The sequence below is a fragment of the Paenibacillus sp. J22P90 genome (genome assembly GCF_059692195.1).
Window position 1 is genome coordinate 1 of the sequence record NZ_JCAUAY010000005.1, and the last position, 21708, is coordinate 21708.

Sequence of the window (21708 nt, forward strand, 5' to 3'; positions counted from 1 at the left end):
AACCCGACTAACTCGGCCCCAGTCGGCCCTCCAGGTCTGGAGTTAGTCGACGAACCCGACTAACTCGGCCCCAGTCGGCCCTCCAGGTCTGGAGTTAGTCGACGAACCCGATTAACTCGGCCCCAGTCGGCCCTCCAGGTCTAAAGTTAGTCGACAAAACCGACTAACTCCCCAGAATGTCCCCAGTGCCGAAATTAGTCGACAAAACCAACCAATTCGGCACCCAGAATTACCTCATACGCTAGTCCCCACCGTATCCACGAACGCGTCGGTATTTTTTTACAAATAACTTTAGAGGATTTACAAGTATACGGACGAATTACTTTCCTGTACACTAGATTTAGTACTTTTATCTTTGTTTTCTGTTCCAAATGGACTATGTAGTATGTTCGTAAATATGAGAATGTTTACGTTTACAAATTTTTGCACCACTCTAAGGAGGATCACACATGGAAACTGCCACTCAGCATCATGTAGAAGTACTAGCTAGGCTGAAAGCAAATTTAGAATCATGTATTCTTGGCAAAAGCGCAGAAATTGAATTGCTGCTTACTGCGATGTTGGCCGGTGGCCATGTTCTGCTAGAGGATGTTCCAGGAACAGGTAAAACGGTGCTCATAAAAGCGCTCGCGAAATCCATTAACGGGCAATTCCGCCGAATTCAATGTAACCCGGACTTATTACCTACGGATATCACGGGCGTATCTATATATCACCCCAAAGAAGAGAAGTTTTTATTCCGCCCAGGTCCGATTATGACTAATATTTTGCTAGTAGATGAAATCAATCGGGCCACGACCAAAACACAATCAGCACTACTTGAAGCGATGGAAGAGCAGCATATTACGGTTGATGGTGATTTACACGAACTTCCTTCACCGTTCTTGATGCTGGCCACTCAGAATCCTATCGATTTCGAAGGCACATATACATTGCCAGAAGCCCAATTAGATCGCTTTATGATCAAGTTAAGCTTAGGTTATCCAAGCGAAGCAGCAGAGAAAATGATGATTGCCTCCCAGAGCAGAGTGCATCCGATGGAAGCACTGAATGCCATTATTGATTCTAAGCAAGTGCTTGAAATCCAAGAACAGGTTCGCCGTGTGCATATGGATGAAGCTGTGGCAGATTATTTAGTTACTATTTCGAGAAAAACACGTGAACATCACGCTGTTTTCCTCGGGGCAAGTCCAAGGGCTACACTCTCGTTAGTATTGGCCTCCAAAGCTTACGCCTTCCTGCATGGTCGAGATTATGTCATCCCGGATGATATTAAATATTTAGCTCCTTTTGTACTGGGTCACCGTATGATCCTTCAAATGGAAGCGCGTATGGATGGCATTAGCATTGCCTCTGTGCTCGCTACGATTTTTGAGCAAGTACGGGTTCCGGTCAGATTGGAGAAGTGAGCCTATGAAACGACCGGTATTTAAACGATTCGGGGAGCGTCCCCGGTTCCCGGCAGCATTATGGCTACTTTTGACTTGTTTGTTGGCTAGCTTGTTCTTCATGCTATTTCAAGGCGGCAAGCTAGCCTCCATGTTGTTCATTACGATGACGTGTTTGACTGTGTATTTGCTATCTGGCAATTGGAGCGGTATCAAACGCGCACAAGGGACTCGCAAGCTAACGAATACAGGCTTAGAGGCTAAGCTTGAGGCGGGTCAGTCCCTGCAAATTCAGATTGGCGTGCAAATTCCAGGGTATTGGCCTGTTCCTTACTTATTAATCGAGGATAAGCTTGTTCGTCAAAATGGCGATGAATCTGTCTTCGTTGGGTCTATCGTGCCGGATTGGAAACGTCGTGGCGATTTCACCTATAGCACGCCGCCACTTCGAAGAGGCTATTACCGATTCGGGGAGACCGAGTGCTTGACGGAGGATATTTTCGGCTTTTTCCAGCATAAAAGTCATTTGGATCTACAGCAGCCGATTACGGTTTATCCACAAACGGTCACGATCCGAGAATGGGCGCAATTTCATCAAATGCTCAAAGGCATGCAGCATAACTCGACGGCGACGAGCGCACATCGGGAAACAACGCAAATTAACGGCGTTCGCGAATACATTTATGGCGATCGGCTCTCACGTATTCATTGGAATGCAACGGCGAAGACGGGAACGTGGAAGTCGAAGGAGTTCGAACGTGAATCTTTGCCCAAAACGATTATTTTACTCGACAGAACGGCGCGTGCTTACCGAGATGAGGCTGAATTTGAACTAGCGGTGTCAGTTGCAGCTTCCTTGTTCCGTTATGGGACTGGACGCGAAATGTCGCTGGGCTTACTCTCGATTGGTAAGGAATTCACCTATTTTGAGCCGAAGCACACGCAGCATCATTATAAAGAAATTGTCAAACACCTTGTAGGAGTTGATGCCGATGGTTTCCAATCCCTACAACAAATATTGAAGGAACGCTCGCAGGAATGGCCGGCAGGCAGCTTGATTGTTCTCATCTCACCGCAAAAAGGCAGCAGCATGCTGCAAATGTTTCAGCAAATGGCGCTGCTTCAAATGAAGCCATGCCATATCTGGATTCATGCCCAGGGAGATGAAGTATTTGGCACGCAGGGAGTGGAGCAAATGTCCAAGCCCGAGGATTATATTAAAGCCATTCGCTCACAAGGCTATATGGGGTATGAGGTAAGTCAGTTAACAGACTTGCCTAACCTTCTGGGAGGGGCGAAACGGTATGCCTAACACATGGTGGAGCAGACTTCTTCTCAGGGATTGGGCGTTACGCGTGTCAGCGATCCTCATTGCCATTTTCCTCTATCAGTTCGTGATTTGGATTATGAAAGAGGATGGGCTATGGCTTGCTGAGACGGTTTCCTTCGTGACCTGGACCCTAGTCCTAGTTACAGCAACTTATTGTATTCCGAAAATTACATCAGGTTGGCGCGGCTTGCTCCAATTTGTACTCATTATCTGGTTTCATGGCTTAGGCATGGGTTATGAATTTAAGGCTGTCCATATTGCAAGCTGGAAAGAGGCGCTGCGCTTTATTGGCCTCAATGCAGGACAGCTGGAGCCGTTCATTTGGTTTAGTGTAGGCGCGTGGATCGTATACCTGTTCGCGATGTGGTCCATCCAATCCAAATTTCGTATCGTCGTCCTTATATTTGTTAGCATCTTATTTTTTGCCGTACGTGATTCGTTCAGTATGATTTTTCTATGGCCACAAGTGGCGATGATCCTGCTCTGCGGATTCCTACTACTTATTGTGAGACATTTTTCACAGTTGAAGAAAAAAGCACCAGACGTCTGGGAGACAATTTCTGATTATCCGTCTTCTTTCACGGTTCCGATCCTCATTTTAGTAGGCGTGATTGCATTGGCGGGTGTGTTCGCTCCGACGGTAAATCCCGTTCTGACGGATCCTTATACCGCTTGGAAAGTGAGTCGCGGCGAAAGCGTACCGTTGCTTGGCAAAGGAGTTAGCATTGCGGCTTCAACGGCGGATACTTCATCGGGCTATAGCCGTGATGACAGCCGACTCGGTGGCGGTTTTCGATTTGATTACACACCGGTCATGACGGTTGAATCGAGTAAACGCACCTATTTCCGTGGTGAAACTAGATCCATGTATAACGGGAAAGGTTGGGAGCTTGGGCCAACGGAGAAGAGACTGCCTGTGTATCGGGTGAATTTAAACCCGTTGCCGCTTGATCCACGGTTCAATGTATCGCAATTAAAAACACAGGAAGTCACTCAAAGTGTAGTGATGGATCGCGAAGAAGTGTTCCCAGTCATATTCGGGGGATTTGCGATTCAGAAAATCGTGGAAATTAATAAAGGTGAAAATCCGTTCCAGCGGATCATCTGGTCGCCACGACAATCGGAGCTCCGTTTTACAGGAAGAAGTAGTTATCCTAAAGACTACTCGCTCGTTGTCCAAGAGCCGATTCTTGAGGAAGATTTACTGCGTAAAACCGAGCAGGACTATACTACCAAGCCAGAATGGGCGGAGTACTTGCAGGTTCCTGCAGATTTACCTGAACGCGTGAAGCAGCTTGCACTTGATATTACGAAAACAGCGACGAATCCTTACGATAAGGCGAAGCTGATCGAGAATTATTTGTCCCAAAATTTCCCTTACACGAATACACCGGATGAGACGAAGGGGAAAAGCAAGGATTTTGTGGATCGTTTCTTATTTGAAGTGAAACAGGGCTACTGTGATTACTACTCAACAGCGATGGCAGTACTCACCAGATCGATTGGTTTGCCTACACGTTGGGTAAAAGGATATTCCTCTGGAGCCTCATCGATTGCCGACGACATTCGCGAGCAGGGGATCTTAGGTGCGTTAGGAGCCACTCTGGATACCGATGGTGCTGGTACGTATACGGTTCGTAACTCGGATGCTCACTCTTGGGTAGAAGTTTACTTTGATGGCTTCGGCTGGATCTCGTTTGAACCAACTTCCGGCTTCACGCTGCCAAATGTATTCCCAGAAGCAGCACCAGTACCTGAAGAACTGACTACGGATACTGACACGAGCACCTTGCCGGAAGAAACGACTGAAACAACAAGCTACACATGGCTATGGCTGACATTGAGCAGTGTAGTCGTTGCAGGTCTTCTAGCTGTCGCTGTTTTCTTCTTGCTGAGAAGTGAATCGTGGCGGAGCTGGCGAGCGCGGAGGAAAAGACTGCAGGTTGTGAATTTCAATCAGAAAATTATCGTTGAAGTTGAAAGAATGCTCCGTGCCTGCCGTAGAAAAGGCTATACAAGACACGAATACGAAACGGTTCGTGAAGCAACAACGAGATGGTCAACACAGAGCAAATGGCTGAAGAAAGAGCTGGACGTGTTAATCGAACTGTTTGAGCGGGCGAAATACAGTCAGTTAGCAGTATCTGAAGTTGAATATCAACAAGTGAACCAATTAATTCTTCGTGTCAAAGAACAAATAAAATGAGCAAACGAAGCCACTCTCCCTAACAGGAGGGTGGCTTCCTATGAGAGGAGATCATTTAATATGGCGTTTATCGATTGTCATTTCCATTCAGAATCCCTTGGTGTTGCAGCTTCCATGCATGTAATTTTGCCTCAAACGGCTAAAAGTCAAATTGGACTAGCTTCGCATGCTTATGGCGGGAAGCACCCCACCTTGTTTTTATTACACGGCTTGTCCGATGACCACACGATCTGGATGCGCAGAACCTCCATTGAGCGTTACGCCTCCCAGCTAGGTATTGCGGTTGTCATGCCGGCCGTAAACCGAAGCTTTTATGCGGATATGGCGTCGGGTCCAAAGTATTGGGAGTTTATCAGTGAAGAACTGCCTGCACTCGCAAGATCGTTCTTTCCATTAGCAGAAGAACGGGAGTTGAATTATGTTGCAGGACTTTCGATGGGTGGATATGGTGCCATGAAGCTGGCGCTTTCTTATCCAGATCGCTATGCAGCGGGTGCCAGCTTGTCTGGTGCGGTTGATATTGTGGAGAGAGCTACTGCGTTTCCAGCAGATTTTCAATTGATTTTCGGTGATGTAGCTACGATTAAAAACAGTCCTAATGATCTGTTTTATCTTGCAGATCAGCTGGTAGCCAGTAAACAAGTAAGGCCGCAACTCTATCAATGCTGTGGCACGGAAGACTTCCTTTATGAGGATAACCTTCGTTTCCGCGATTATTGTCGTAGTCAGGGGCTGGAAATCACCTATGAAGAAGAGTCGGCCACGCATGATTGGGGTTACTGGGATCGCAAAATTCAAAGCGTTTTAGCCTGGTTGCCATTGCCAGCAAGAGTCTAGAGGGAAAATATGTTCTTTTCTTTTTGCAACAAACGAGGCACTATGGTATAGTTTCACGTATATGTCAAGGAAGCAGTTGGAGGGAAGTTGTTTGCTGAAAAAGCTAGTACCCAGACAGTCTGTTCATACAATTTATGATATTGATGCCAATCACCTGTGGGGATTCGGTATTCGCGGAATTATAACGGATCTTGATAATACACTTGTCGGTGCACGCGATCCTCATGCGACGCCTGAGTTAATAGAATGGCTGAATCATTTGCAACAGATCGGCTTCAAAGTTGTCATTGTGTCGAACAATCATCATAATCGCGTATCGACCTTTGCGAAGCCACTGGGCATTCCGTTTATTCACCGTGCCAAAAAACCGACGAATGCTTCCTTCCATAAAGCGATGAAGCTGCTTGGAACGAATGCTCGACAGACTACTGTTATCGGCGATCAAATGCTGACAGATGTGCTTGGCGGCAATCGGATGGGGCTATACACGATCCTCGTTCAACCGATTTCAAGAAAAGACGAAGGACTATTTACGAGAGTGAATCGTCTTATTGAGAGATGGGCGATAGCCAGGATGAAGAAATGAAATAGCGTATGCTTTCGAAGCGAGTTTTGATGCTGCAATGATTTGCTTGACTTGCAAGGGCTATTCAAAACTTTTAGGAGGTTTCATGAGTACAGAAACAACACAACATTGTGCGGGTTGCGGCATTGGGCTGCAAACAGAAGACAAAAGTAAGCTAGGCTTTATTCCAGAGGCTGCCTTGCAAAAGGAACCTCTGATTTGCCAGCGCTGTTATCGGATTAAGCATTATAATGAATCTTCCAGCATTACCTTACAACAGGACGACTTCCTGAAATTGTTAGGACATGTTGGTAGTACGAAGGCGTTAGTTGTGAAAATCGTGGATATTTTCGATTTTGAAGGCAGCATGATTAGCTCGCTTGCCCGCTTTATTGGCAATAATCCCGTGTTGCTCGTAGTCAACAAAATTGACTTACTGCCGAAAGTAACGAACGCCAACAAGATTATCAATTGGGTGCAGCGCAGAGTCAAGGAAGAGAACCTCAAGGTCGTTGATATCGTGCTGTGCAGCGCGAAGAAAAACATGGGGTTTGACCGGGTGATTACAGCTGTTCAGGAATACCGCGGCAACATGGACGTCTATGTTGTTGGCGCAACGAACGTAGGGAAATCGACGTTAATTAATCGCCTGATCAGTGATTACAGTGATTTGGAATCAGAATTAACGACATCGCAATACCCGGGAACTACGCTTGATCTCGTCAAAATCCCGCTCGATGACGGCAAGTTTATTATCGATACGCCTGGGATTGTGTACAAGCATCGTCTGACAGAAGTCGTGAAGAAGCGTGATCTAGCACCGCTTATGCCGGATAAGCCTCTTAAACCTATGGTATTTCAGCTGAATGAGGCCCAGACATTATTCTTTGGCGCGCTCGTTCGATTTGATTTTATCCAAGGTGAGCATCAATCCTTCACGTGCTATACATCGAATGCGATTCAAATTCATCGTACGAAGCTGGAGAAAGCGGATAACTTGTATGAGGAACACAAAGGTGTTATGCTGACGCCTCCTGCATTGGCTGATCTTGACGAGTTGCCTAAACTGGTTAAGCATCCGCTGCACATTCCGAAGGGGAAACAGATGGATGTGCTCATTTCTGGATTAGGCTGGATTAAAGTGAATAGCTTGGCTGGAGCTCAGCTTGCAGTTCATGCACCGAAAGGGATTAAAGTGATTACACGGGAGTCATTGATTTAGTAGGGGGACATGGGGAGAGCATGGAGAAACTTCGGACGATCGATAGTCATACCGTATTATATGGGGTATTCGGGGATCCGATTAGGCATTCCCGTTCACCGATCATGCTGAATCGCGCTTTTCAGGAAGCGGGGATTAATGGCGTTTATGCAGCATTTCACGTGAAGCCTGAAGAGCTTGGGGAAGCCGTTCGGGGGATTCGGGCCTTAGGTTACCGCGGTGTAAATGTGACCATTCCACATAAAGTAGATGTGATGAACTACCTCGATGAGATCGATGAAGGAGCTATGATCGTTGGCGCGGTCAATACGATCGTGAATGAAGCGGGCAAGCTTAAAGGCTTCAACACGGACGGGATCGGTTATGTGCGTTCTTTGAAAGAAGAGACCGGGTTTGATCTCAAAGGGAAACGTGTTCTACTTCTCGGTGCTGGCGGAGCTGCACGTGGTGTGGCATATGCTTTGGCCAAAGAAGGCGTGAGCTGCATTTATATCGCCAATCGCACGAAAGCGCGTGCTGTCGAGTTGGCTGCAACGATAGGCGCTTTCACCGAAACCGTCGGTTTAGGGATGGATGAGCTTGACAACGTTGTGGATTCCGTAGAATTTGTGTTAAACACAACCTCAGCGGGTATGCATCCGAATTTGGAAGAGCTGCCTTTAGAGGTCCATCTGCTTCGACCTCATCACCTAGTTAGTGATCTTATTTACAATCCACGCATTACGAGATTTCTTCGTGAAGCAGAAGCTATAGGAGCTCGCATTCATGGCGGGCTCGGCATGTTTATTTATCAAGGCGCATATGCCTTTGAGTATTGGACGGGTACCCCTGCGCCGGTTGAGGCGATGAGACAGGTGGTAGAACAGTCGTTAACTGAATAAGAATGAATAGAGGGACATCTATGTTATCAGGCAAACAAAAAAGATATTTGCGCTCATTGGCGCACCATGTAGATCCAATTTTTCAAGTAGGTAAAGGTGGCGTGAATGACCATATCATTCGTCACATTCAAGAAGCCATCGAAGTTCGTGAATTGATCAAAATTACCGTGCTTAACAACAGTGGTGAAGATCGTCAAGAAGTCGGAGCTGAATTGTCCGAGAAATCCGGAGCAGAGCTTGTTCAGGTTATCGGAAAGATCGTCGTGCTTTACAAAGAATCGCGTGACAATAAGAAGATTGAACTGCCGCGCTAATGAGGTGGACGTATGCTTGTCGGAATTATGGGAGGCACATTCGATCCCATTCATACCGGTCATTTAATCGCAGCTGAACGTGCGAGGGTGGAAGGGGGTTTGGACGAGGTATGGCTCATGCCTGCCAATGTCCCGCCGCATAAGCCGAACGCCCCAAAAGGAACTAGCCAGCAGCGTTGGGAGATGGTTTGCCTTGCTGCGGAAGGCAATCCTTTTTTTCGTCCTGTCGATATCGAAATTAACAAAGGCGGCGTATCTTATAGTATCGATACGATCGAGCTGTTGAAATCGCAATATCCGGACATCGCGTTCACGTATATTATTGGCGCCGATATGGTCCAGTATTTGCCGCAGTGGCATCGCATTGATGACATCGTGCGGCATATTCATTTTATTGGATTAGCCAGACCTGGCTATGAGTTGGACCTTACACAGCTGCCCGAGCATATCCGCAGTCGAGTGAAAATCGTGCCGATGCCGCTCGTTGAAATTTCATCTACGGCCATTCGGGCTTTGAGGCTGCAAAAGGATCCCGTCAGGTATCTTGTGCCAGATAAGGTAGGGCAATTCATGGAGGTGAATCACTTATATGAAACGTGAAGACCTCATGGCGGCCGTGAAGGAGCAAATGCCTGAAAGACGCTGGCAGCACACACTCGGTGTGATGGAAACGAGCGTAATACTGGCTGAACGATTTGGCGGAGATGCGGTCAAAGCGGATGTCGCAGCGATTTTGCACGACTATTGCAAGTATTGGCCCATTCAGGAGCAAGCTAAGATTATTCGTGAGAACGATTTACCGCAAGATTTGTTAGCTTTTGATAAGGAGCTATGGCATTCACATGCCGGGGCTTTTGTCGCGAAGACGCAGTTCGGTATTGAGGATGAGGAGATTTTGGATGCCATCAGGTACCATACATCCGGCCGTGAACAGATGACGCTGCTCGACAAAATCATTTGTTTGGCGGATTACATGGAACCAGGTCGTGATTTTCCGGGGGTCGAAGAGATTCGTGAGCTCGCCAAGACGAGTCTAGAACGAGCATTGATCGCTGGCTTTGACTCCACCATTACATTCTTGCTATCCAAAGGCAAGCGCATTTATCCACTCACAATTTTGACACGAAATAATTTATTGGAACAAATCCAAGACCACACCCTATAACATGGAGGATGATTGCATGAGTAAAAACCCAGAAGAAATATTAGCATTCGTTGTTGAGGCAGCGGAAGATAAAAAAGCGGCAGATATCGTTAGCCTGAATTTGAAAGGCGTGTCCCTAATTGCCGATTATTTCGTTATTTGTCACGGAAATTCAGAAACACAAGTTCAAGCTATCGCGGGTGAGGCTCGTAAAAAAGCACACGAGTATGGCGTTCATATTCGCGGTTATGAAGGCATTGATACGGCAAGATGGGTACTGCTTGATCTAGGAGACGTCGTGCTCCACGTGTTCCATCGCGATGATCGCGAATATTACAATATCGAAAGACTTTGGTCCGATGCCAAAGTTGTGGAGCGCGTATGAGAATGGAAGCAGGATCCCTTGTTACCCTTGAGGTAGCAAGGGAAGTTCCACCTAATGGCTTTTTCCTGAGCGATGGTACTCAGGATTTTCTGCTGCCGTATGCGGAAATTGTAGGCAATCGAATTAGCCCGGGAGACCAAGTGGAAGTGTTCTTATTCCACGATACATTGGATCGGATGATGGCGACCATGAGGAAACCGCTGCTGACCATGGGTCAAGTGGGTCTACTTGAGGTTGTTGATATTCATCCGCGTTTTGGTTATTTCTTGGAAATGGGTCTGGGACGACATTTACTCCTACCTTACCGACATGTACCTGAGCTTGAAGAGCTTCGTCCACAAGTTGGTGACAAAGTGTTCGCAACGCTTGCGCATGATCGACAAGGCCGATTAATTGCGAAGCTGGCGCTGGAGGATGACTTGGCTCCATTATGCGTTCGTGCACCGTCAAGTTGGACAAATAAATGGGTTAAAGCACGTGTGTATCGCCCACTTCAAATGGGTACTTTCGTGATTTGTGAAGCGGGTGTCCTTGGATTTGGCATTATTGGACTCATCATTCCGCAAGAGCGTACACGCTTACTGCGTGTAGGTGAACTTGTTGATGTTCGGATTGCTTTTGTACGTGAAGAAGATGGACGAGTTAATTTATCGATGAGGCTTCCAAAGGAAAAAGGACGCGATGAAGATTCAGAGCGCATTCTAGAGGTGCTCCGAGGACGTCCGGGGAACGCCATGCCATTTTCGGATAAAACGCAGGCAGATATCATTAAGGATAAATTCGGCTTAAGCAAGGCAGCCTTCAAACGTGCCTTAGGAAAGCTAATGAAAGATGGGCTCATCTATCAAGAAGCAGATTGGACCTATCTGAAACAAGAGGAGACGCAAGGCTGAGATGAGTTACGAAAAGTTCGCCTATACGTACGATCGTTTGATGAACAGCATGCCTTATGCAGACTGGCTGCGGTTCGTAAAGGAAAGCTTTGAACGCTTTGACGTAAAGCCAAGCACGCTTGTTGATTTAGGCTGTGGAACAGGCAATTTGTCCATTCCGTTAGCAGGTGAAGGCTTGCAGGTGACGGGCATCGATCTGTCCGAGGATATGCTGGCCGTTGCTGAGCAGAAGCATAGTGAGCTGCCAAGTCAGCTTCGCGGCGGCACCATTCGTTGGATTTGGCAGGATATACGGGAATGGGAGCTTGGCGAGGAAGTCGACGTTGCCATTTCATTTTGCGACAGTCTCAACTATTTACTAGAAGAAGAGGACATTGTGGACACTTTCCGCCAGACATGGGCGGGACTTAAGCCAGGCGGGTTATTCCTCTTTGATGTACATACGCCAGAACAGTTGTTTACTTATGCGGAGTCTCAACCTTTTTTTCTAAATGAAGATGACGTTGCGTACATTTGGACAAGTGAGTTAGATGAAGAACGCGTTCAGATTGAACATGATTTAACGATTTTCGTCAAAGACAGCGGCACAAGCGATACTTTCCGCCGCATTGATGAAACGCATGAACAAAGAGCCTATCCCTTGCAGTGGCTGGAACAGATGCTGATTGAGGTAGGATTTCGTGAGGTACATCAAGCGGCTGACTTTACGTGGGAGAAGCCAACTTCGACGACAGAGCGAGCTTTTTTTATAGCGAAAAAATAATTCTGACATCGTGATTATCACTCGCTTGACAGTGCGGCATTATTTTACATATAATCAAAGCTAATCAGTTGTATGGAAAGCTTAGATGAGGAATAGTACCTTGTACAGCATCTCTCAGAGAGTCGGAGCTAGGGTGTGAGCCGGCAGATGTGTGTCTTGAGAACTCGCCTCGGAGCTAGAAGGTGAACCGCCTGATCCTGGATCAGGGCGCTAGCTGGATCGTCTCACCCGCGTTAAGGGGCAGAGTGAACACAGGTGAAGAACGCCTTGTGTTAACTAGGGTGGTACCACGGGAATTATACCTCTCGTCCCTAGCGATATCCGCTAGCGATGTGAGGTTTTTTTGTGCGTATAAACATACATGAGCATAGAGCAACTTGAAGGAGGAAATAAATCATGACACAGGAATTGAAAGAAACCAAAGAGCAACAAGGCTATAATCCGCAAGCGATTGAACCTAAATGGCAAGCATATTGGGATGCAAAGAAAACTTTTAAAGTCTTGGAAAATTCGGATAAGCCGAAATTCTATGCTTTGGATATGTTCCCATACCCATCCGGCGCAGGTTTGCACGTAGGGCATCCGGAAGGCTACACAGCAACAGATATCGTTTCCCGTTTCAAACGGATGAGAGGCTTTAACGTTCTTCATCCAATGGGTTGGGACGCGTTTGGACTTCCAGCAGAGCAGTACGCCCTAGATACAGGGAATGACCCGCGCGAATTTACGAAGAAAAATATCGATACGTTCCGCCGCCAAATTAAGTCGCTTGGTTTTTCCTACGATTGGGATCGTGAGATCAGCACGACGGATCCGGAGTACTACAAATGGACACAATGGATTTTTATCCAGTTGTACAATAAAGGGCTTGCTTACGTCGATGAAGTGCCAGTTAACTGGTGTCCGGCGCTAGGTACAGTGCTTGCGAATGAGGAAGTTATTGACGGCTTGAGTGAGCGTGGTAACCACCCGGTTATTCGTAAACCGATGCGTCAGTGGATTTTGAAAATTACGGAGTATGCGGAGCGTTTGCTTGAGGATCTTGAGGAGCTTGATTGGTCTGAGAGCATCAAGGATATGCAGCGCAACTGGATTGGAAAATCCACAGGAGCTGAAGTTCAATTTGCGATTGAAGGTCATGCTGAGAAAAGCCTAACGGTGTTCACGACTCGTCCAGATACGCTGTTCGGTGCGACATATTGCGTATTAGCGCCTGAGCATGAGCTAGTAGGGCAGATCACAACAGAACCACAAGCAGCTGCGATTAAAGAATATCAAGAGAAAGCTTCGCGCAAAAGTGATTTGGAGCGTACAGATTTGGCGAAAGACAAATCCGGTGTGTTCACAGGGGCTTATGCGATCAATCCAGTGAATGACACGAAAGTGCCAATTTGGATTGCTGATTACGTACTTGGCGGTTACGGTACGGGGGCAATTATGGCGGTTCCAGGTCACGATCAACGCGACTGGGAGTTTGCTAAACAGTTCGATTTGCCAATCATTGAAGTTGTTCAAGGCGGAGATGTTCAGAAGGAAGCTTATGCTGGCGATGGCAAGCATGTGAATTCCGGTCCAATCGATGGATTGAACATCGAGCAAGGCATCAGTCATATGATCGCTTGGTTGGAGCAAAATGGCAAAGGGCGCGGCAAAGTAACTTACCGTTTGAGAGATTGGCTTTTCAGCCGTCAACGTTACTGGGGTGAGCCGATTCCGATTCTTCACCTAGAAGATGGCACGATGAAGCCAGTTCCTGTAGATCAACTGCCATTATTGCTTCCGCAAGTAGATGAAATCAAACCATCCGGTACTGGCGAGTCACCGCTTGCTAACGTATCTGAATGGGTGAATACGATAGACCCAGAAACAGGTATGAAAGCGCGTCGTGAAACGAACACAATGCCGCAATGGGCGGGAAGCTGCTGGTACTACCTGCGTTTCATCGATCCAAAGAATGATCAAGCTTTCTGCTCGGATGAGCTGCAAAAGCAATGGCTTCCTGTGGATCTTTACATTGGTGGAGCAGAGCATGCGGTTCTTCACTTGCTGTATGCGCGTTTCTGGCATAAAGTGCTTTATGATCTTGGTTTTGTCCACACGAAAGAACCATTCCATAAGCTTGTCAACCAAGGGATGATTCTTGGCGAGAACATGGAGAAAATGAGTAAATCACGCGGCAATGTCGTCAATCCGGATGATATCGTAAACGATCAAGGTGCGGATACACTGCGTATTTATGAAATGTTTATGGGGCCGTTGGAAGCGACAAAACCGTGGAACACAACTGGCGTGGACGGAATTAACCGATTCTTGAATCGTGTATGGCGTTTGTTCGTTGATGATAACGGTCAACTTCATACGAAAATTAGCGGGGATGAGACGCTGGGCAGCGATGCATTTAAGCGTACTTGGCACCGTTCAATCAAGAAAATTACGGAAGATTTCGAAGCGCTTCGCTTCAATACAGCGATTAGCCAAATGATGATTTTTGTCAATGAGGCTTATAAAACAGAACGTTTGCCGCTTGAAGCGATGAAAAACTTCATACAAATGCTTTCGCCACTAGCACCGCATTTGGCAGAAGAGCTTTGGGAGAAATTGGGTGGCGTAGAGTCAATCACGTACGAACCATGGCCATCTTACGATGAAGCATGGACTGTAGATAATGAAGTTGAAATCGTTGTGCAGATCAATGGCAAAATCGTTGACCGTGTCATGATTTCTAAAGATACAGATGAAGCTGCGATGGAGAAAATGGCTTTTGAACTCGACAAAGTCAAAGAAGCGACCGCCGGAAAGGCCGTTCGCAAATTGATTGTCGTGAAGGGTAAACTAGTCAACATCGTTGTAGGGTAACAAATAAAGTGAATACGTTGAGAAGGCTAGGGCTACTGCTGCTTCAAAGTGAAGAGCTGCTCAGCCTTCTCAATGTCTTCTTCATATTTAGCATGTGTAGCCGTAATCACTTGAGAGAAAACTCCGCAAAGCTCCTTTTCCAAAATGCGTAAACCTTCCGCCGTAATGCCTCCTGGAACAGACACCCTTTTTTGTAAACTAATCGGATTGAATCCTCCCGTTGTAAGTAATTTCCCTGTACCTAACGTCATCTCGCTTGCCAACAGAGTAGCTTCCTCAGCAGAAATTCCCGTTTCCTCCACAGCCGCATCAATAAAAGCTTGAATAAAGCTTGCAAGAAAAGCAGGACCACAGCTAGATAAATCCGATGAAATTCTTGTATAATTCTCGGACACTCGGATGGGTGTAGAGATATGTGTGAAAATATTTTCAAGCCATTCTTTATCCTCAGGCTGCATGCGATTTCCATGAATACATAAGGTTGCGCCGCTTAATACGTAGTTCGTGATACTTGGAATAATTTTGCTTATTTTAGCCGGTAATAGACCTTCTAAATGTTTAATTAGAATAGGGCTCGTTATAGATATTATAAATTGAGAGGAAAGCACGTCCTCTTTGATTTCATCAATAACCTTTTTGAATTCAGATGGTTTCACACAAAGGAAAATCAAGTCACTTCCACGCACGACTTCACGATTCGTTTCTGCCACTTGCAAGCCAGGATAATTCTCCGCAAGCAGCTCAACTTTACGCAAGGTTCGATTGCTAGCAATAATTTGCTCGGGATTGAATGCCCCGGAATGAATGAATGCTTCAATCAGTATACTTCCCATACTCCCAGTACCGATGAATCCAGCTTTCATCAAGTAATCCCTCCCGAAAGAATCAGTCTTTATACAAAAACCAACTGTAACGCGGTCGCAAATAGTCATGTAGCCATTGGGACGCTTTTTCAAGTATATGGCTGCCCGTATGCAAATATGCTTAGAAAGAAGGTAGTCTGTGGATTTTTTTGGTAATAGGTTAAAAAGAATTCTGTTGATTCTTGGGGGTATTTCCCTTTTTGTTTGGGTCGTATGGCCTTTTCTTCACGGGGGTCATTCGACGATTCAAACGGCGTTCATGCCGATGAATACACAGATGGAAGCGTTGCTGATGCAAGAGGCGATTGAGAAAAAAGAAGAGAAAGGGAAGTCGACTGCTGCTCCCAAAGCGACTGTAACCCCGAAAGTGAGTTCAGCTGCAACATCGACTACTTTAGATAATAAAGCAACACCCGCAATCACTAATTCAAGTTCAGTAGGAACGAATGATGAAGCTTTCTCAGGCACAGCTGGAAAGATGAATCAAACACCTTTGCCTACGTTACTGGAGAAGTCATCTGGGCAGATAGATTTGAATACCGCAACTTTGGAGCAGTTAGATAAGCTCCCAGGAATTGGCGAAAGTAAAGCCAAGGCTATCCTTGAGTACCGTACAAAGAAGGGGCGTTTTAAGCGGATTGAAGAGCTAATGGACGTCAAAGGTATCGGTGACAAAATGTTCGAGAAGCTGAAAGGGCAGGTTTTTGTTGCGCCATCCTAGCAAATCTTTTCATTTCTATTGAAATATGAGAAAATACTAGAAATAGTTTTGGTTTCGAAAGTGAGTCCGAGTCATCAGGGGGGAGACACTCATCATGAGCATCCGGAAAGATTGGGATACGTATTTTCTAGATATCGCTTATATGGCCTCCACACGCTCGCGTTGTAATCGCAGACATGTTGGCGCCGTACTTGTACAGGGGAAAAAGCTGCTAGGTACCGCATATAACGGAGCTCCGATGGGCGTGCCGGATTGCACGGAAGCGGGCTGCATGCTTGTCGAGGAAATCGAGCTCCAGGTCGTAGCCGATGTAGAGGAAGTTGTTCGTAAGCATCGGTGTATACGAACGATTCATGCTGAGCAGAACTTGCTTTTGTTCACCGATCGCGAGGATCGTGAGGGATCCACGGTGTATGTAACAGATCAACCTTGCTGGACCTGTGCGAATATGCTGGCAAATAGCGGCGTGACCGAAATTGTGTTCCATCGGGGTTACCCGAAGGATCATGAAAAAGTTAGCCAGTTGATGGGCGTCAGAGGCATTTCATTTCGTCAGATGACGGGATATGAACCGCCGGCGGGGACTATTTCTGAGGTAGTAAACTGAATAGCGATTTATGAGAGGAAGAACCTCTCTCTAGTTACACCTATTGGTGCGCTAGGGGGAGGTTTTTTGTTTGTGAAAAAGTAAAAGGAGGATACCCAATCATGAAAAGACCAGTTGTTCAAGGATGCTGCCTGTGGATAAGTGGCTATGTGCTCGCTATGTATTTCGAGCTGCCGTGGCTGTCTTGGATGACGAGCGCGCTGCTGCTAGCCGCGCTCGTCATCTTTTACGCGCTGCGGCTACCCTATCGGCAGCCGCTGGGGGCACTGCTGCTGGTCGTAATAGCCTACGGCTATTATCAAGGGACCGACCAGCGCAACATCACTGCGCTGCCGCTGGCGCAGCAGCAGCAGATAAGCCCGGACGGCAGCGAGGTCACGCTGCTCGGCCGTTTTGCCAGCCCTGTCACCATTGACGGTGACAGGGCTAGCTTTACCATTGAAGCGACGTCCGTCCGCTTCAATGAAACAACCGCTTTCCCGCTCGGCGGGGAAAGCGTGCAGGTCTCGCTGCGCCTGATGGAGCAGGCGCAGCAGACTGTGGCGTCGGGCTGGCGCCGAGGCGACGCCCTGACGCTAACGGGGACGCTGCGCAGCCCGTCCCCGGCCCGCAACTTCGGCGGCTTCGACTACCGCCGATATCTTCGCCTTCACCACACCCATTGGCTGCTTTCAGCCAAAGGGGTGGAACAGGCGCAGGTGCAGCCAGCGGCTGCGCGCTTAAGCGTCGTCCAGCTGCTGCGCTGGAACGACGAGCTGCGCGCTGCGCTCAGCAGGCGGATGGACCTCATTTTCCCCGCGTCGCAGGCGGGTTTCATGAAAAGCATGCTGATCGGCTTGACAGACGATCTCGATCCAGATCGCTTCCAGCAATTTTCGGAGCTGGGGTTGACCCATATTTTAGCCATCTCAGGGTTAAATATAGCTGTTTTCCTTGGTGTCTGCATTTGGATCATGCGCCGCTTCAAAATGGCCAAAGAAACCTATCTGCTCATCTGTATGTGCCTGCTGCCGTTCTACGTGCTAGTTACTGGCGCATCCCCATCCATCGTGAGAGCTGGGCTGATGTCGATGATTGCTTTGTATGCTGCGAGGCGAGGAGGCATGAAAGAGGTACTCCACATCCTTGCTGTCGCTGCATGGGCAATGCTGATTTGGAATCCGTACTTTTTGCTCGATGTCAGCTTCCAGTTATCATTTCTAGTCACACTGGGACTCATTCTTGGTGTACAAAGAGTAACTGAATTGCTTTCACCTTACCTAGCTTCGGCAACCATCAAAAACACCATCGCCATCACACTCGTCTCTCAAGCCGTCTCTTTCCCGGTCTCGATCTATTATTTCAATCAATTTTCGTTATTGTCTTGGTTAGCGAATGCCGTATTAGTACCATTAATCAGCATGATCGTATTTCCGGCAGGCTTAGTGGCGCTAGCACTCGGTTTGATATATGTTCCCTTAGGTGAAAGATTAGGCCTACTCATTGCTTGGCTGAATCAAGCTATATTCTGGATAACGGATCAACTTCAGCAGATTCCTCATCTTAAAATGATATGGCCATCACCCAGTATGCCGTGGATTTGTTTTTACTACGCCTTTCTGGTGCTCATTTACGTTTTTTGGCATCGCAGCCAGTTAATCGCTACAGATGATCTTCCCATTATGCTGGAATTCACAAGCAGGAAGAATATGAAGCAAATGAGCGTGAAGCTCGCTTTATCACTTGTCATTGGCAGTTTTCTTATGCTCTTATGGATCGGTTATTCGCCGAATCGCTTTCAACGAACAGGTCTAGTTCAATTTATTGATGTTGGACAAGGCGACGCTATTTTGATTCGTACCCCGGGAGGTCGTCACATTTTAGTGGATGGAGGCGGGACACTTACGTTTCGGAAACCAGGTGATGAGTGGAAAATCCGCAAAGATCCTTATGAGGTAGGGCAAAAGTTGCTGGTTCCTCTCCTGAAAAAACGCGGTATTCATCACTTGGACCTTGTTGTGCTCACCCATGAGGATGCCGACCATAGTGGCGGGCTACAGGCGGTCATCGAACAAATTCCTGTGAAGCAATTTCTATTTAACGGGACCTTCAAGGAGGGAAGCGGAACGACGACTCTGTTCCATACATTAGTGCAAAAGCGGGTGCCCTTATTGCCTGCAGAAGCAGGTGATTGGATTGATATTGATCCGCTTACGAGGCTGCAGGTGCTGTATCCGCTTGAAACGGATGAGCAAACGATTGAAATCGTCAAAGAGCAGAATGCGAGATCGGTCGTTTTTTTACTAGAGATGCAAGGCACACGTTGGCTGTTTACGGGAGATATGGAGAAAGAATCAGAAGCAAATGTGCTCGAATATTTACGAGATGCCCCATATAACGCTGCCGATAATCACGGAATCAATGTGCTCAAAGTTGCGCACCATGGCAGTAAAACCTCAACGACACCAGCGTGGTTGGCTTATTGGAAGCCTGCTGTTGCTGTTATTTCGGTGGGGGCAATGAATACTTACGGACATCCCTCGCCAGAAATTATTGATCATTTGAACAATGCGAACGCGGGCATTTTGCGCACAGATCGGATGGGTGAAATTCAGATGGAGGTACGGAAGGCGGGGATTTTTACGCGAATGAAATTGTGGAAGTAGAAAATACTTGTCTTCTAAGGTTATTTATTCTAAGCAAAAACTTTTGCTATTTTGAAACTAATTTTGCTTTTTTACGTCTAAAAGGTGTTATATCGCTCATTATTTGTTATTCTGTTAGATGCAAGCTAGCATTTTATATATTCTAAAAATATTGCAACCTTATGAGATGTAAGTGCGTCTGTAAGATTGCAAGGGGGAGGGATCCCAGTGATAGCACCCGAACTGGTAAAATCAGCACAAGCCGGTGACCGTGATGCGCTCATTACCCTATTGCGAGAGATTGAGTCTCACGTTTATCGGACAGCTTTTTATATTTTGAATAATGAACAGGATGCGCTTGATGCTTCGCAAGAAGCCCTTCTTCGGATTTATACCAAAATTAATTCATACGAAGAAAAAGCCTTGTTCAAAACGTGGGTGCAGCGGATTGTTACGAACATCTGCATCGATAAATTTCGCAGAGCAAAGCCAACGGTTTCAATGGATGAGCATGAGATGACATTTACAGCTGATAATAATGTAGAACAAGAAATATTGACAGGCTACCTCGCTCAGGATATTAGAGAAGCCATCGATAAGCTTCCCGAACACCATCGCACTGTGGTTGTTCTTCGTTATTTGCAGGACTTTTCGTATCATGAAATTGCAGAATCGTTAAATTTACCACTCAATACGGTGAAGTCTTACTTATTCCGAGCTAGACACACCTTACAGTCACTGCTCCAAGATTATCAGAAAGGAGGTGTTCGGGGATGAAATGTCAAGAGGTGATGATGTACATGCAAAGACAGCTAGATGGAGATTTAGCTCCAAATGAGGAAGATGAGCTGCATGCTCACCTAATGCATTGTTTGGACTGCGCCCAGATGTTTGAACGTCTGCAAGCATTGTCGAACGAATTATCCCAGCTTCCTAAGGTTACGCCGCCTTTTAGCTTGGTTGATGCGATTATGCCGCAACTGCTTGAATTAGATAAACAATCTGCGGCGCCAAAGATGGATAATGTTGTTGCATTTTCCCCACCTGTTGCAAGGATAGAATCTATCGAAGCGCCTAAGTCTTCAGGGAAAAGCCGATTTAAAGATCAGTTTTCATGGAAGTTTGCAAGCGGCGTCGTTGCCGCGGGATTGATTATTGGATTCTTTGCTTTTAATATGCAACATCCAGTTCTCGACAATGCAGACGGATTACTAACTAAATCAAGCAACGAATCGAAAAGCTTGAAAGAACAGCACGCAACCGCTGCTTCAGACATGAATCAAATGCAAGGAAACAATGGCCCAGCAGCTAAAACGCAGGATGCAGCTACAGCTAATCAGGGATTGCCTAATACGCCAAATGCAGATGTATTTACGAAGGGTACTCCAAATCCTGCTGATGCATCCGTAGGCAGTGGCAATATGCCGCAGGCTACCACTGACGCAAAATTAGAAAAGCCTGGCGCATACAGTTCACCGTCAGCGGGTGGAAGTGAATCGTTGGAAAGACAAACCTCTCCATCAACTTCAGCTCCTGCAAAGCTTGGTGAGACGGGCACAATTCCTTCGAAATCGGATGAGGATACTCCGAAAATGGAAGTTAGCCCTCCGGCTGGCTTATCCGTACCTCAATCTTCGATCGAACCGAAGACAACGGAGACACCAACGAGGAAAAATGCTTCGGGTCCAACCATTGAGCCCTCAAGTTCAGATCGAACAGCCGGGATTCAAGGGATTTTCACGCTACCCTCGTTGCATGCAGATACGAAGCTGAAATCTGCAACAGGTGCATATGAGGCTACAGTTGAGGATTCTCACGTTGTGATACGTAATAGTCTTACGCTTGAGATTGTATTTGCATCCAATCATGTTTGGCAGGCCGATGATCAAATCAAGCTGCTGGAATGGGTGAAGGATGACAAGCTGTTTTATGAGGTTACTAGTAAGGGATCGCTCCAGACTATTCTAATTGATCTGAATGCGAAAACAGAATCCAATAAATAAATGTCTCATTTATATGCACCAACTGAGTTCTGTTTGCGTACACTATCGTAGACTCAAAGTACAGTTCATTCATCCACACGAGTTAAGGTTTCTAGGGCCTTAAGTC

General features: G+C 46.7%; 20 protein-coding genes and 1 other annotated feature. Of the genes, 19 read left to right on the forward strand and 1 reads right to left on the reverse strand.

Annotation, left to right across the window (positions count from 1 at the left end):
* Positions 1-449: 449 nt before the first annotated feature.
* The 14 genes from AC58UX_RS17335 to leuS all read left to right on the forward strand — a co-directional run bounded on the left by AC58UX_RS17335 (position 450) and on the right by leuS (position 14784).
* Entirely contained in the window at positions 450-1409 is a 960-nt protein-coding gene (locus tag AC58UX_RS17335) for an AAA family ATPase (RefSeq protein ID WP_497254912.1), read from the forward strand.
* Between the two features lie 4 nt (positions 1410-1413).
* A complete protein-coding gene (locus AC58UX_RS17340) occupies positions 1414-2700 on the forward strand; it encodes a DUF58 domain-containing protein (RefSeq protein WP_497254914.1) in 1287 nt (428 codons plus the stop codon).
* The gene (locus AC58UX_RS17345; RefSeq protein WP_497254916.1) at positions 2693-4924 is read left to right on the forward strand and encodes a DUF4129 domain-containing transglutaminase family protein; all 2232 of its coding nucleotides are present in this window, start codon (positions 2693-2695) and stop codon (positions 4922-4924) included. The genes AC58UX_RS17340 and AC58UX_RS17345 overlap by 8 nt, the downstream gene beginning before the upstream one ends.
* A 60-nt stretch (positions 4925-4984) precedes the next feature.
* Complete coding sequence (locus AC58UX_RS17350) at positions 4985-5761, forward strand: alpha/beta hydrolase (protein WP_497254918.1); 777 nt, start codon at positions 4985-4987, stop codon at positions 5759-5761.
* Between the two features lie 91 nt (positions 5762-5852).
* Complete coding sequence (locus AC58UX_RS17355) at positions 5853-6347, forward strand: YqeG family HAD IIIA-type phosphatase (protein WP_497254920.1); 495 nt, start codon at positions 5853-5855, stop codon at positions 6345-6347.
* Between the two features lie 85 nt (positions 6348-6432).
* Positions 6433-7548 carry a ribosome biogenesis GTPase YqeH gene (gene yqeH, locus AC58UX_RS17360; RefSeq protein ID WP_497254922.1) on the forward strand — a complete coding sequence of 372 codons (1116 nt, stop codon included), beginning with the start codon at positions 6433-6435 and terminating at the stop codon, positions 7546-7548.
* A 20-nt stretch (positions 7549-7568) separates the two neighbouring features.
* Positions 7569-8429, forward strand: a complete 861-nt coding sequence (locus AC58UX_RS17365) for a shikimate dehydrogenase (RefSeq protein ID WP_497254924.1) — start codon at positions 7569-7571, stop codon at positions 8427-8429.
* Between the two features lie 20 nt (positions 8430-8449).
* Complete coding sequence (gene yhbY / locus AC58UX_RS17370; RefSeq protein ID WP_497254926.1) at positions 8450-8743, forward strand: ribosome assembly RNA-binding protein YhbY; 294 nt, start codon at positions 8450-8452, stop codon at positions 8741-8743.
* 12 nt (positions 8744-8755) lie between these two features.
* Positions 8756-9343, forward strand: coding sequence for a nicotinate-nucleotide adenylyltransferase (nadD, locus tag AC58UX_RS17375; RefSeq protein ID WP_497254928.1), 588 nt, complete (start codon positions 8756-8758; stop codon positions 9341-9343).
* Positions 9333-9908, forward strand: coding sequence for a bis(5'-nucleosyl)-tetraphosphatase (symmetrical) YqeK (yqeK, locus tag AC58UX_RS17380; RefSeq protein WP_497254930.1), 576 nt, complete (start codon positions 9333-9335; stop codon positions 9906-9908). The genes nadD and yqeK overlap by 11 nt, the downstream gene beginning before the upstream one ends.
* Positions 9909-9924: 16 nt before the next feature.
* The gene (gene rsfS / locus AC58UX_RS17385) at positions 9925-10272 is read left to right on the forward strand and encodes a ribosome silencing factor (RefSeq protein ID WP_497254932.1); all 348 of its coding nucleotides are present in this window, start codon (positions 9925-9927) and stop codon (positions 10270-10272) included.
* Positions 10269-11165 carry a CvfB family protein gene (locus tag AC58UX_RS17390; protein WP_497254934.1) on the forward strand — a complete coding sequence of 299 codons (897 nt, stop codon included), beginning with the start codon at positions 10269-10271 and terminating at the stop codon, positions 11163-11165. Before rsfS ends, AC58UX_RS17390 begins: the two co-directional genes overlap by 4 nt.
* Before the next feature lies 1 nt (position 11166).
* Positions 11167-11928, forward strand: coding sequence for a class I SAM-dependent DNA methyltransferase (locus AC58UX_RS17395; protein ID WP_497254936.1), 762 nt, complete (start codon positions 11167-11169; stop codon positions 11926-11928).
* 73 nt (positions 11929-12001) lie between these two features.
* Positions 12002-12244: a binding site (T-box leader), on the forward strand.
* Between the two features lie 80 nt (positions 12245-12324).
* Positions 12325-14784, forward strand: a complete 2460-nt coding sequence (gene leuS / locus AC58UX_RS17400; protein ID WP_497254938.1) for a leucine--tRNA ligase — start codon at positions 12325-12327, stop codon at positions 14782-14784.
* A 32-nt stretch (positions 14785-14816) separates the two neighbouring features.
* Here the strand turns inward: leuS and comER are convergent, their stop codons facing one another.
* Positions 14817-15647, reverse strand: coding sequence for a late competence protein ComER (gene comER / locus AC58UX_RS17405; protein WP_497254940.1), 831 nt, complete (start codon positions 15645-15647; stop codon positions 14817-14819).
* Positions 15648-15906: 259 nt separating this feature from the next.
* Here comER and AC58UX_RS17410 point away from each other — a divergent pair, with 259 nt between their 5' ends.
* The 5 genes from AC58UX_RS17410 (at position 15907) to AC58UX_RS17430 (ending at position 21602) form a co-directional block, all read left to right on the forward strand.
* Positions 15907-16368, forward strand: a complete 462-nt coding sequence (locus AC58UX_RS17410; RefSeq protein ID WP_497254942.1) for a ComEA family DNA-binding protein — start codon at positions 15907-15909, stop codon at positions 16366-16368.
* A gap of 94 nt (positions 16369-16462) precedes the next feature.
* A complete protein-coding gene (locus AC58UX_RS17415; RefSeq protein ID WP_497254944.1) occupies positions 16463-16975 on the forward strand; it encodes a deoxycytidylate deaminase in 513 nt (170 codons plus the stop codon).
* 101 nt (positions 16976-17076) lie between these two features.
* Positions 17077-19620: a DNA internalization-related competence protein ComEC/Rec2 gene (locus AC58UX_RS17420; RefSeq protein ID WP_497254946.1), complete on the forward strand. Its 2544-nt coding sequence runs from the start codon at positions 17077-17079 to the stop codon at positions 19618-19620.
* 207 nt (positions 19621-19827) lie between these two features.
* Positions 19828-20376 carry an RNA polymerase sigma factor gene (locus AC58UX_RS17425; protein ID WP_497254948.1) on the forward strand — a complete coding sequence of 183 codons (549 nt, stop codon included), beginning with the start codon at positions 19828-19830 and terminating at the stop codon, positions 20374-20376.
* Complete coding sequence (locus AC58UX_RS17430) at positions 20373-21602, forward strand: anti-sigma factor (protein ID WP_497254950.1); 1230 nt, start codon at positions 20373-20375, stop codon at positions 21600-21602. The genes AC58UX_RS17425 and AC58UX_RS17430 overlap by 4 nt, the downstream gene beginning before the upstream one ends.
* Positions 21603-21708 lie beyond the last annotated feature (106 nt).